Annotated in this window: 12 protein-coding genes and 1 pseudogene; 8 read left to right on the top strand and 5 right to left on the bottom strand. The window is 69.4% G+C overall.

Features of this window, described 5'->3' with window-relative positions:
- From ACT6XY_RS20525 to ACT6XY_RS20515, 3 genes are all read right to left on the bottom strand, one after another.
- The coding region (locus ACT6XY_RS20525; RefSeq protein ID WP_444750165.1) for a ChaN family lipoprotein at nt 1-711 on the bottom strand (711 nt) is incomplete at its 3' end.
- Nucleotides 712-834: 123 nt separating this feature from the next.
- A complete protein-coding gene (locus tag ACT6XY_RS20520) occupies nt 835-2,541 on the bottom strand; it encodes a methyl-accepting chemotaxis protein (RefSeq protein ID WP_444750164.1) in 1,707 nt (568 codons plus the stop codon).
- Nucleotides 2,542-2,671: 130 nt separating this feature from the next.
- A complete protein-coding gene (locus ACT6XY_RS20515) occupies nt 2,672-3,910 on the bottom strand; it encodes a multidrug effflux MFS transporter (RefSeq protein ID WP_444750163.1) in 1,239 nt (412 codons plus the stop codon).
- 263 nt (nt 3,911-4,173) lie between these two features.
- Between ACT6XY_RS20515 and ACT6XY_RS20510 the strand changes: the two genes are divergently transcribed.
- The 3 genes from ACT6XY_RS20510 to ACT6XY_RS20500 all read left to right on the top strand — a co-directional run bounded on the left by ACT6XY_RS20510 (nt 4,174) and on the right by ACT6XY_RS20500 (nt 7,194).
- Nucleotides 4,174-5,157, top strand: a complete 984-nt coding sequence (locus ACT6XY_RS20510; RefSeq protein WP_444750162.1) for a Bug family tripartite tricarboxylate transporter substrate binding protein — start codon at nt 4,174-4,176, stop codon at nt 5,155-5,157.
- 178 nt (nt 5,158-5,335) lie between these two features.
- On the top strand, nt 5,336-6,310 hold the full coding sequence (locus ACT6XY_RS20505) for a Bug family tripartite tricarboxylate transporter substrate binding protein (protein ID WP_444750161.1): 975 nt from the start codon (nt 5,336-5,338) through the stop codon (nt 6,308-6,310).
- A 38-nt stretch (nt 6,311-6,348) separates the two neighbouring features.
- Nucleotides 6,349-7,194: an aldo/keto reductase gene (locus tag ACT6XY_RS20500; protein ID WP_444750160.1), complete on the top strand. Its 846-nt coding sequence runs from the start codon at nt 6,349-6,351 to the stop codon at nt 7,192-7,194.
- 6 nt (nt 7,195-7,200) lie between these two features.
- Here the strand turns inward: ACT6XY_RS20500 and yacG are convergent, their stop codons facing one another.
- Both yacG and ACT6XY_RS20490 read right to left on the bottom strand, forming a co-directional pair.
- Nucleotides 7,201-7,404 carry a DNA gyrase inhibitor YacG gene (yacG, locus tag ACT6XY_RS20495; RefSeq protein ID WP_444750159.1) on the bottom strand — a complete coding sequence of 68 codons (204 nt, stop codon included), beginning with the start codon at nt 7,402-7,404 and terminating at the stop codon, nt 7,201-7,203.
- A 64-nt stretch (nt 7,405-7,468) separates the two neighbouring features.
- Complete coding sequence (locus ACT6XY_RS20490) at nt 7,469-8,107, bottom strand: Maf-like protein (protein WP_444750158.1); 639 nt, start codon at nt 8,105-8,107, stop codon at nt 7,469-7,471.
- Nucleotides 8,108-8,293: 186 nt separating this feature from the next.
- On the opposite strand from ACT6XY_RS20490, the gene ACT6XY_RS20485 reads away from it, so the two are divergent.
- From ACT6XY_RS20485 to ACT6XY_RS20465, 5 genes and pseudogenes are all read left to right on the top strand, one after another.
- Nucleotides 8,294-9,343: a MaoC family dehydratase gene (locus tag ACT6XY_RS20485; RefSeq protein WP_444750157.1), complete on the top strand. Its 1,050-nt coding sequence runs from the start codon at nt 8,294-8,296 to the stop codon at nt 9,341-9,343.
- A 109-nt stretch (nt 9,344-9,452) separates the two neighbouring features.
- Nucleotides 9,453-10,112 (top strand): TenA family protein, encoded by a 660-nt coding sequence (locus ACT6XY_RS20480; protein ID WP_444750156.1) that lies wholly within the window; start codon nt 9,453-9,455, stop codon nt 10,110-10,112.
- A 160-nt stretch (nt 10,113-10,272) separates the two neighbouring features.
- Nucleotides 10,273-10,833: a sigma-70 family RNA polymerase sigma factor gene (locus ACT6XY_RS20475; protein WP_444750155.1), complete on the top strand. Its 561-nt coding sequence runs from the start codon at nt 10,273-10,275 to the stop codon at nt 10,831-10,833.
- On the top strand, nt 10,830-11,528 hold the full coding sequence (locus ACT6XY_RS20470) for a hypothetical protein (RefSeq protein WP_444750154.1): 699 nt from the start codon (nt 10,830-10,832) through the stop codon (nt 11,526-11,528). The genes ACT6XY_RS20475 and ACT6XY_RS20470 overlap by 4 nt, the downstream gene beginning before the upstream one ends.
- 101 nt (nt 11,529-11,629) lie before the next feature.
- A pseudogene (locus ACT6XY_RS20465) lies at nt 11,630-11,939 on the top strand (hypothetical protein); the annotation flags it as partial.

Below are 11,939 nucleotides of genomic sequence, written 5' to 3'. Positions count from 1 at the left end.
CTGGTAGGGCGTGCCGTGGCCGTATTCCAGGTGTCCGCGGCCGATGATGCCGACGACGAGGGCGGCGGTGCCGTCGCCGAGCGCGCGGGCGATGTTGCAGGCGAAGGCGCGGTCCCAGGTCTGCTGCGCGCGCACGAAGCGGTCGAAGGCGGGATCCTCGGGCGAGGTCACGGGGTCGCGCGCGCGGCCGCCCGCGCCTGTCAGCGCGAACAGCCAGCGGCGATAGGCCGGCGTGGCGGGAGCCGCCGGCGTCAGCCCGTCGCGCTCCGCCTCCGGGATCGCGTCCCAGCCCTCCTTGCCCACGCGCGTGACGAGCGGGCGGTGGCAGTTGAGCGCCAGCATGGGCACGCGCGCCTGCCGGCAGAAATGGAACAACGGCAGGTAGATCTCGGCCGGAAAGCCCCAGACCCTCTCCCACTCGCTCTGCGCGAGGAAGGCGGCGGTCGACAGCTGCCCGTCCACCCAGCGGTCGAGCACAGGCTGCAAGCGGCGGGGGAACATCTCGAAGCCGACGGCGAGGCGCGGCTGGAGCTGGTGCAGCGCCGCGACCACGTGCATCTGCCAGCGATGGATTTCCGCGACGTCGTGGGTCTCGCCGAGCAGCACGGCCTGCCGCCCCGCCATCGCCTGCATCAGCGCCCGTCCGTCGAGGATCGTGCCGGAAGCGGGATCGCACCATGTGGCGCGCGGGTGGGGGTGGTGGAGGGCCATCGAACTCACCATGCGAGATCGACGGCTTCTGTCGAGAATTCCTGACGGCGTCAATCAGCTTTGGCGGTCACCTGCCGGGGTGGAGCGACGGGGGCACGACGACCCCCGTCCTTCCGGAGGTCCTCAGGCGGCGCGGAAGCGCACTAGGAAGTCGTTGAGCTCGGTGCGGAGCTGTCCGGCCTGCGTGGACAGCTGCTGGGCGGAGGACAGGACCTGGCTGGCGGCCGCGCCGGTATCGCCGACGGCCGCGGAGACGCCGCTGATGTTGGAGGTGATCTCCGCAGCGCCGGCCGAGGCCTGCTGCACGTTGCGGGCGATCTCCCCCGTCGCGGCCGTCTGCTGCTCGACGGCGGCGGCGATCTCGGTCGCGACAGAGTCCATCCGGCGGATCGTCCCGGCGATGGCGTCGATCGAGGCGGCCGAGGTGCTGGTGGCGTCCTGGATGGCGGCGATCTGCTTGGAGATCTCTGTGGTGGCCTTGGCCGTCTGGTCGGCAAGGCCCTTCACCTCGGCCGCGACGACCGCGAAGCCCTTGCCGGCCTCGCCGGCCCGCGCCGCCTCGATGGTGGCGTTGAGGGCGAGGAGGTTGGTCTGGGCCGCGACACCGCTGATCAGCTCGACGATCTCGCCGATCTTCTGGACCTTCACGGCGAGGTCCTGCACCTGGCTGGCCGACTCGTTGGCGCCCTCGACGGCGATGGCCGACATCTGGGCCGACTGCGAGACCTGCGTCGCGATCTCCCGGACCGAAGCGGCGAGCTCCTCGGTGGCGGAAGCCACGGTCTGGATGTTGCCGGCGCTCTGCTCGGAAGCCGCCGCGACGGCGTTGGACTGGGCTCCCGACTCGGCGGCGGAACTCGACAGGGTGGTGGCCGCCGACTTCAGCTGCTCGGCGGAGGACGAGACCGCCTGGACGACGGACCCCACGGCGCGCTCGAACTCGCCGGCGAGGCGGTCGAGGAGAGCCCGCTTCTCGGCTTCCGCACGCGCCTCCTGCTCGGCCTGCTCGCGCCGCAGGCGCTCGGCCTCGAGGCCGTTGGCCTTGAAGATCTCGGCCGAGCGGGCGATGTCGCCCACCTCGTCCTTCCGGTCCGCGCCGGCGATGGCGATCTCGAAACGACCGCGGGAAAGCTCTTCGAGCTGGCCGGCCAGCGTCTTAACCGGCACGGCGATACCCGTGCGGCCGATGAGGAAGCCGGCGCCGACGCCGAGGACCAGGCCGGTGCCCGCGAGGATCATCAGGAGCCAAGACATGGAGGTCTCGGTCGCCTTCAGGGACTTCTTGAGGTTGCCGGCGCGCTCCAGCATCAGCGCCGTGAGCTTCTGCGCCTCGCGGCGGGCTTCCATGAAGGTCGGACGGCCCTCGGTCACCATGCGGGCCAGCGTCCGCTGCTGGTCCTGCGTCGCCTCGCCCTGAATGGAGCCCGCGAACTGCAGTGTCTTCTCTTCGAGGGCAAAGTAACGGCCGAGCGCTGCTTCCGCCGCGTTGGAAGCGCTGATCACCTCGGGCGCGGTACTGCCGCGAATGATGGCGAGGTTGTCGGCGATGGCGCGACGCTGGGCAGCGACGGTCGCGCTGTTGTCGCGAATGACCTCGGGGGTCGGATTGATGGCGATCGCCGCTTCCGCGCGGGCGATGTAGGACACGGCCGAGGTGATGCGTGAGGAGGCCGTCGCGCGTTCGCCCGCCAGGATGCCGCGGTCGGCGTCGTGGGCGACGCTCGACAGCGCGTACATGCCGATGCCTGCGATGGCTAGTGCGAGCACGTTCAGCGTGAGCACGAGCGCCATGATCTTGGGGGTGATGCGCAGATTGGCGAGAAAGGACAAGGCGGCCTCCTGGGACTTTGACCCTGGGTTACGCCTATCCCGTTTCCATGCCGTTAAATTGTCTGCGAATGAATGTTAAATTGTCATTTATTGTGCAGCGCCACGCGGCCTTTGGGCGCTCCGGATGAGGCTACCGTCCCGTCTGCGGCCGGAAAAGCCGGCCTTTCTCGGCGAGCAGCACCATGGCGAGCGCCCCGAGGCCGCAGGCGCCGAAGCCGAGCACGATGGGCAGCGCCGTTCCGTTGAAGTGCTGGCCGATCCAGAATCCGATGAGGGCCCCGCCCACCGTCGACACGAAGCCCTGGACGGAGGAGGCGGTTCCCGCGACGTGGCCGAGTGGATCCATGGCGAGCGCGCCGAAGTTCGACGCCATCAGTCCGAAGAAGAACATCGTCACGCACTGGAACAGGGTGAAGGTCCACAGCGTCTCGTAGCCCGCCAGCGCCACCGAGCCGTGGATGAGCGTCGCGGCGAGATAGCCGATGAGTGCGGTGTGCGACACCCGCCGCATGCCGAAGCGCTCGACGATGCGGGAATTGAGGAAGGAGGCGATCGCCATGAAGCCGGCGATCACCGCGAAGACGATGGTGAAGATGTCGCTGGCGCGGAACACGTCCTCGAAGAGCTGCTGCGAGGCGTTGATGAAGCCGAACAGGCTGCCGATGACGAAGGTCATGGCGAGCATGTAGCCGACCGACTGGCGGGTGGTCAGGCAGATCCGGAACGCGTTGAGGATGGGACCGATGGCGATGGGCGTGCGGTCGTCGGGATGCAGCGTCTCGGGCAGCTTGCGCGCCACCCACAGCGCCACGACCACACCGAACAGCCCCAACAGCGCGAAGATCCAGCGCCACGGCGCGACGAGAATGATGACTTGGCCGATCGACGGGGCGAGGATCGGCACGGCGAGGAAGACGATGAAGGCGAGCGACATGACCCGCGCCATCTGCCGCCCGGAGAACGTGTCGCGGACGATGGAGACGGCGAGCACGCGCGAGGCGGCCGCCCCGATGCCCTGCACCACGCGGGCCGTCATCATCGCCTCGAAGCTGGTGGCGAAGGTCGCGCCCAGGCTGCCGAGGACGTAGATCGCCAGCCCGATGAGCAGCACGCGCCGGCGGCCGAAGCGGTCGGCGAGCGTGCCGTAGATGATCTGCGCCGCGCCGAAGCCGAGCAGGTAGGAGGTGACGACCCACTGCCGGTCGTTGGGCGAGACGATGCCGAGCGTCTCGCCGATCTCCGGCAGCGCCGGCAGCATGGAATCGATGGCGAGGGCATTGGTCGCCATGAGGGCCGCGATCATGGCGACGAACTGGCGGAAGCCCAGCCCCGGATAGGGTGTCGTGGCGGGCGGGGACATGGCGGTCATGGCTGCTTCTGCGATACGGGACATCGCCGCGATGCGACGACGACGGCAATCGGGAGTGAGTCCCTGACCTAGTACGTGTCATGCGACGGCACTATTGATTTTGCTGTGATGCAGCATCCCGGAGACGCGCCGGCTTGCGGCCGGGCATGGCGAGCCGCTAGCATCGCTGCAACTGACACGGTCGGCCGACGCGCGCTGTCCTGGACATCAGGCGGCGTCACGGACCACCGGAGATGTCGAGAACACATGAGGAAATGCATCAGATGATCACCCGCCGTACGACGCTCGCCGGTCTCGCCGGAGTCCTGGCCGCCCCCGCCATCCGCACCGCCTCCGCGCAGGGCGCCTGGCCGACGCGGCCGGTGCGCATGATCGTGCCCTTCCCGCCGGGTGGCTCCACCGACGTGCTCTCCCGCGTCATCGCCGAGAACCTGTCGAAGGAGCTCGGCCAGACCGTCGTCATCGAGAACCGGCCGGGATCGGCGGGCAATGTCGGCGTCAACGCCGTGGCCAAGGCCGAGCCCGACGGCTACACGATCGGCGTCTCGACCATCGGGCCGCTGTCGGCCCACATCGAGCTCTACCGCAACCTGCCCTTCAATCCGCTGACCGACTTCACCTACATCGCGGACATCTACGAGATCCCGAACGTCCTCGTGGTCAATCCGCAGACGCCGGTCTCGACCGTCCAGGAGTTCATCGCCTGGGTGAAGGCCAAGGGTGAGGGCAAGGCCTCCTACGGCACGCCGGGCCTCGGCACGACGGCTCATCTGTCGACCGAGTTCCTGTCGCGAAAGGTCGGCATGCAGCCGCTCCACGTGCCCTATCGCACCGGCGCCGTCGCCGTGCAGGACCTCATCGCCGGCCGCATCGACTTCATGTTCGACAACCTGCCGACCATCATCGGGCAGATCCAGGGCAAGACGATCAAGGCGATCGCCGTCTCCACCGCCAAGCGCTGGCCGGGCCTGCCCGAGGTCCCGACCATGATCGAGGGTGGCGTCGCCGATTTCGACGTGACCTCGTGGTCCGGCATGATCGCGCCGAAGGGGCTGCCGGACGCCATCACCAAGAAGCTGGTCGATGCCCACATCAAGATCGGCCAGGACCCGGCCTTCGTGAAGCGCTTCCAGGAGCTCGGCGCCCTCGCCACCATGAAGGGCCCGGACGTGCTGAAGGCCCGCATGGCGACGGAAATCCCGCGCTGGGCCGAGGTGGTGCGCGCCGCCGGCGCCAAGGTGGAGTGACGGCCGAAACCTCGGCCCGTTGGGTGGAGACTTCCATGGCCGGGCATCGTCCCGGCCATGATTGTTTTGGCGGCCGAGATGGGTGGCCTCATGGCGCGCCCCTCCCGACCGGCCAAGTTGCAGCGACAGATGAAATGGCGTTTCATTCCGGAAAGAGCATTCCGGAGGAAACCTGCCCATGACCCGCGCCAGCCGCCGTACCGTCCTCGCAAGCCTCGGGGGCGTCGCGGCAGCCTCCATCCTGCCGGCGAGGGCCCAGGCCTTCCCCTCCAAGCGCGTCACGCTCGTGGTGCCCTTTCCCCCGGGTGGCCCGGTGGACCTGACGGCTCGCCAGATCGGCCAGAAGATCTCGGAATACTGGAACCAGACCGTCATCATCGAGAACCGGCCCGGCGCCGACGCGGTGATCGGCGCCCAGGCGGTGCAGCGTGCCGATCCCGACGGCCACACGCTTCTGGTCTGCGCCATCCACCACTCGGTCCATCCGAGCCTGAAGGCGAGCCTGCCCTACAATTTCCTCGAGGAGTTCGTGCCGGTGAGCGGGGCGGGCATCTTCCCGATCATCGTCTGCGCCCATCCGTCCCTGCCGGTGCAGACGGTCGGCGAGCTCGCCGCCTATGCCAAGGCCAATCCCGGCAAGCTCGCCTATGGCTCGGCCGGTGTCGGCGGCGGCACCCACCTCGCCGGCGAGCTGTTCAAGAGCATGACCGGCGCGGACATGCTGCACGTCGCCCACCGCGGCAGTGCCCCGGCCATGAGCAGCCTCCTCGGCAACCACGTCCAGCTGATGTTCGCGGACGGACCGACCGCCGTGCCGCAGGTTCAGGCGAAGACGGTCAAGGCGCTCGGCATCAGCCCGGCCCGGCTGTCCATCCTCCCCGACATCCCGACCATGCCGGAGGCGGGGCTTCCCGGTTACGAGGCCTATTCCTGGTCGGGCATCGTGGCGCCGAAGGGCACGCCGGCCGACGCCGTCGCGGCGCTGAACAGCGCCATGACGCGGGCGCTGAGAGAGCCGGAGACCATCGAGAAGTTCGAGAAGTTCGGGGCCCAGCCGGCGCCGCAGACCGTCGCCCAGTTCGGCGCCTTCCTGAAAGCCGAGACGGAGAAATGGGCAAAGGTCGTCGCCGACGCTAAGATCCCGAAGACCTGAAACGCCCCAGCGCCGGTTCCGGCGAGACGGAGCCGGCCATGACGCAGCCCATCGCGACGACGACACTTCCCGGCGGCGTGGCCCTGCCCGCGCTCGGGCAGGGGACGTGGACCATCGCCGACCGCCCCGCGCGGCGCGCGGCCGCCGTCGCGGCGCTGCAGGCCGGCCTCGACGCCGGCATGACCCTCGTCGACACGGCCGAGATGTACGGCGAGGGCGCCTCGGAGGAGCTGATCGGCGAGGCGATCGCCGGCCGGCGCGACGAGGTGTTCCTCGTCTCCAAGGTCTATCCGCACAATGCCGGGCGCCGCAGCGCGGTCGCGGCCTGCGAGGCCTCGCTCCGCCGGCTCGGCACCGACCGGCTCGACCTCTATCTCCTCCACTGGCGCGGCGGGATTCCGCTCGCCGAGACGGTCGAGGTCTTCGAGCGGCTGGTGGCGGCGGGCAAGATCCGCCGCTGGGGCGTGTCGAACTTCGACGTGGACGACATGGAGGAGCTCCTCGCCGCCGGCGGCGAGGCGGTCGCCGTCAACCAGGTGCTCTACAATTGCGGCCGCCGCGGCATCGAGTTCGACCTCATCCCCTGGCAGGCCGCGCGCGGCATCCCGGTCATGGCCTATTCGCCCATCGAGCAGGGCCGGCTGCCGCGCCATCCCGCGCTCGCCGCCATCGCCGCACGTCACCCCGGCGCCACGGCGGCGCAGGTGGCGCTGGCCTTCACGCTCCGCCGCGGGGGCGTCGTCGCCATTCCGCAGATGAGCACGCCGGCCCACGTGGCGGAGAACCGCCCGGCCGCCGACCTCCTGCTGACGGCTGACGATCTCGCCGAGATCGACCGCGCCTTCCCGCCGCCCGCACGCAAGCGACCGCTGGACATGCTCTGACGGGCCTTACCCCCGGCCGGGTTCGTCCTCGTCCTCGCCCTCGTTCTCCACGACCGGAATGGCGTAGGCGCCCTTCAGCCAGCGGTTGAGGTCGACGTCGGCGCAGCGCTTCGAGCAGAAGGGCTTGAATCGCACCAGGGCGGGCTTGCCGCAGATGCGGCAGGGCTTCGGCGGATCGACCAGGCGGTCGTTGTCGTTCTCGGCGTTCATGGGCGGGGTCATGGCACGGGACGGGGCTGCGAGGGAAGGGTGGCGTTCTCCCCCAGAACACCCCTCAGCCCTTGGCGATCCAGCCGAGGGTGACGGGATAGCCGGTCGCCCCGATCAGCCCGACCGCCTCGGCCAGCGGCAGGCCCACCACATTGGTGTAGGAGCCGACCAGCGATACGACGAAGGCCCCGGCAATGCCCTGGATGGCGTAGCCGCCCGCCTTGCCGCGCCATTCGCCGGCGCCGAGATAGGCGTCGATCTCGTCCTTCGACAGACGCTTGAAGCGCACCCGCGTCTCCACCAGCTTGGTGGTGACGCGGCCCGCCTGGTCGACGCGGCAGAGGCCAGTATAGACCCGGTGGGCGCGGCCCGAGAGCAGGCGGATGCAGGCGGCGGCCTCCTCGATCGTCTCCGCCTTCGGCAGGATGCGCCGGCCGACGCAGACGACGGTATCGGCGGCGAGGATCACCGATCCCGCCCAGTCCGCGTCGTCGCGGATACGGCGGGCGGCCTCCGAGGCCTTCTCGCGCGCGAGGCGCAGGGCGAGCTTGCGCGGGCTCTCGCGCGGCCAGGGCGTCTCGTCGATCTCGGCGGGCACCAGCGTGTCCGGCTCGATGCCGGCCTGTTGCAGCAGCGCGAGCCGCCGCGGCGAGGCCGAGGCGAGGATCAGTTTCGGGCGGCCGGGGACGGGTGTGGGGGCCATGGGCGCCTTGATGAGGAGGTGCGTGCGCGGGAGGATCGGCCCGTTCGCTTAGCCCATGCGACGGGGCTTGTGAACTCGCAGGTACCCAAGAGGCGCGTCCGGCGCCCTCCCACCCCCTCCTTCGTCCTGTTGGATTTCGCGCCGCAGCACGGCATAGACTGCCGCCGGAGCCAGGGGAGCCGCGCCATGCCCAAGACCAATCCGGGACGATTCTTCGAGGACTTCCGCCTCGGCGACAGGCTGGTCCACGCGACGCCGCGCACCGTCACCACGGGCGACGCCGCCCTCTACACCGCGCTCTACGGCACCCGCTTTGCGGTCCAGTCCTCCGACGCCTTCGCCAGGGCCATCGGCTATCCGAAAAGCCCCATCGACGACCTCCTCGTCTTCCACGTCGTCTTCGGCAAGACCGTGCCCGACGTCTCGCTCAACGCCGTCGCCAATCTCGGCTATGCCGGCTGCCGCTTCCTTGCCCCCGTCTATCCCGGCGACACGCTCTCCACGGTGTCCGAGGTCATCGGACTGAAGGAGAACTCCAACCGCAAGACCGGCGTCGTCTATGTCCGCTCGGTCGGCACCAACCAGCACGGCGACGATGTGCTCGACTATGTGCGCTGGGTGATGGTGCGCAAGCGCGACGAGGCCGCCGCCGCCCCGCCCGAGCACGTGCCGGCCCTGCCGAAGGCGCTGGAGCCCGACCAGCTCGGCGACGCCTGCCCGCTCATCGACCCGGAGGACTGGGACACGGCGCTCTCGGGCCAGCGTCACCGGCTCTCCGACTACGTGGTCGGCGAGACCATCGACCATGTCGACGGCACGACCGTGGAGGAGGCCGAGCACATGATGGCGACGCGCCTCTACCAGAACACGGCCAAGGTCCATTTCAACCAGTTCACCGAGGGCCAGGGCCGCTTCGGCCGCCGGCTCATCTATGGCGGCCATGTCATCTCCATCGCCCGTGCGCTCTCCTTCAACGGGCTCGCCAACTGCTTCCAGATCGCCGCGATCAACGGTGGCCGGCATGTCGCGCCGCTCTTTGCCGGCAACACCGTCTTCGCCTGGTCCCAGATCCTCGGCGTCGAGGAGCTGCCCGGCCGCGACGACGTCGGCGCCCTGCGCATCCGCACCATCGCCACCAAGGACCGGCCCTGCACCGACTATCCGCTGAAGGCCGGCGACGACTACGACCCTGCCGTCATCCTCGATCTCGACTACTGGGCGCTGATCCCGCGCTAGAGTTCGGCGGTCCTCGCCCGTCACGGGGAAGACGACCCGCCCTCGGTGACAGGGTGGGCGGGCCTGGCCTAGAAACAGGACGGACCCCGAGCGTCAGGCTTGCTGCACCATGGATATCTTCGAACGACTGAAGGCCGCCGCGGTCGCCGACTGGCACGCCTATGTGGACCATGATTTCGTCCGCAGGCTCGGCGCGGGAACACTCCCTGAGGCCGCGTTCCGGACCTATCTGGTCCAGGACTACCTGTTCCTCATCCAGTTCGCCCGCGCCTATGCCCTGGCGAGCTACAAGAGCCGCACGCTCGCCGATATCCGCGCCTCCCAGGCAGGCCTTGCCGCCATTCTCGCGGAGACGGACCTCCACGTCCGGCTCTGCGGTCGCTGGGGTCTGACGCCCGCCGAGATCGAGGCGGCGCCGGAGCATCAGGCGACCGTCGCCTACACCCGCTTCGTTCTCGATTGCGGTGCCGCCGGCGATCTTCTCGACCTGCATGTGGCCCTCGCGCCCTGCGTCGTGGGTTATGCGGAGATCGGAAGGGCCCTGGCCGCGCAGGGGCCTGCGGCACTCGGCGCCAATCCCTATGGCGAGTGGATCCGTGAATATGCCAGCGACGGCTATCAGGAGGTCGCGGCCGCCGCGCGTCGCCACCTCGACGACCTCGCGGCGCGGTCGATGACGGAGCGGCGCTTTGCCGAACTGGCAGGGCTTTTCGCCAAGGCCTCCCGGCTCGAGGCGGATTTCTGGCAGATGGGCCTCGACGCCACCTGAGGCGCGCCGTTGCGGCGCGCGAGGTTGACCTCGCCTCCCGTTTCGTCATGTTACGGAGCAGGGCCGATCCAGCGTCCCCCGACAGATTCTTCCATGGTGCATGAACCTTTTCGCCGGCTGCCGCGACTGATGCTACGAGCCCACCGGCTCGGGAGTGGCGATGCAGTCTGACAGCGACCAGGATCTCATCCTCCGGGTTGCCAAGGGCGATCGCCTCGCCTTCCGGGCCCTCTATGCCCGCCACAATGTCCGCGTGTTCCGGTTTCTTCTCCGGTTCATCAAGGACGAGGGGCGGGCGGAGGACCTGATCGGCGAAGTCTTCCTGGACGTGTGGCGGCAAGCCGACAGGTTCGAGGCGCGATCGAGCGTCTCGACCTGGATCCTCGGAATGGCCCGTTTCAAGGCGTTGTCCTCGCTGAGGAAGACGACCGAAGCGGAGCTGGACGAGGAACAGGCCGCCGCCATCGCGGACGACGCGGACACGCCCGAGACGGTGTCTCAGAAGCTGGACAAGGCAAAGGCCATTCGCCGCTGCATCGACCAGCTCTCGCCCGAGCACCGGGAAATCGTCGATCTGGTCTACTATCAGGAGAAATCGATCTCCGAAGTGGCCGAAATCGTCGGAATACCGGAGAACACCGTCAAGACGCGCATGTTCTATGCGCGCAAAAGACTCCAGGAGCTCATGCAGAGCGCCGGAGTCGATCGAGGTTGGCCATGACGACGCGCAGCACCATGGAGATGACCGAGCGCCGGGCGGTTTCCGAACTGCTCCCCTGGTATGCGGCCGGCACGCTCTCCGCCGCCGACACCGCCCGTGTCGAGGCGGCGCTCGCCGCCGACGAAACCCTGCGCGACGAGCTGGAGATCGTCCGCGAGGACCAGGACGCGACCTTCGCCCTGGCCGAGGCCTCGCCGCGGCCCTCCGCCCGCGTCCTCGACGACCTGATGAAGCGCGTCGAGGCCGAGCCGGCGAAATTCGGCCACGTCGCGGCCCGCGCCCGCGCCGGTTTCGCCGACTGGCTGGGCGAGAAGCTCGCCCTCCTCTCGCCGCGCACCCTTGCTTATGCGGCGGGCGCAGCTGCCCTCGCCCTGGTCATCCAGGCGGGCGTCATCGGCTCGTCCTTCATCTCCGGGCCCACCCAGTTCCAGACCGCCTCCCACAGCCCGGCGCCTGGAGCGCCGCGGGCCGAAGGCACCTACATCCTCATCGGCTTCGCCGCCGACGCCACCGCCGGCGACATGGCCCGCCTGCTCGAACAGGTGAAGGGCTCCATCGTCGAGGGCCCGCGGCCCGGCGGCTTCTACCGGGTCCGCATCGGCGAGGGCGCCATGAGCCCTGCCGATCTCGACCGGGTGGTCGGCACGCTTCGCGGCCAGACGAGCCTCGTCCGTTTCGTCGGCCCGGCCTCCTGACGCCGCGCGCGCCGCGCGGCCCGGGGCAGCGCCGCCAAACAGAAACAATGCCGGCCTAGCGTTCCGGGCAGTTCATGCCATCCGGTCCATGAGGTGCAACCATGTGCGAGCGAGACGGTCGTCCCGGGGTTCTGCGGATGGGGTCGGGCATCGTGGCCGGGTTCCTCGGTCTGCTCGCGGCATCGACCTTCCTCATGACCGTCGACGTGCGTCCCGCCCAGGCGCAGTTCGGCATTTCCATCGGCGGCTTCGGCGTCGGCGGCGGCGGGTTCCGCGGCCGCGGTTCGCGCTCTGAAGGCCTGTCGCGCGGCTCCGTGCAGCGCGGGCCTTCCGGCCGCGGGGGCTTCATGGACGGCGGTGGCCGGGGCGGACGCTTCATCGAGGGCGGCGGCCGGGGTGGCAGGATCATCG

The sequence above is a fragment of the Phreatobacter sp. genome (genome assembly GCF_052440005.1).
In the GTDB taxonomy this organism is placed as follows: Bacteria; Pseudomonadota; Alphaproteobacteria; order Rhizobiales; family Phreatobacteraceae; genus Phreatobacter.
The sequence above is the reverse complement of the archived record's forward strand: the minus strand, read 5'-3'. Positions and strand labels throughout refer to the sequence as shown.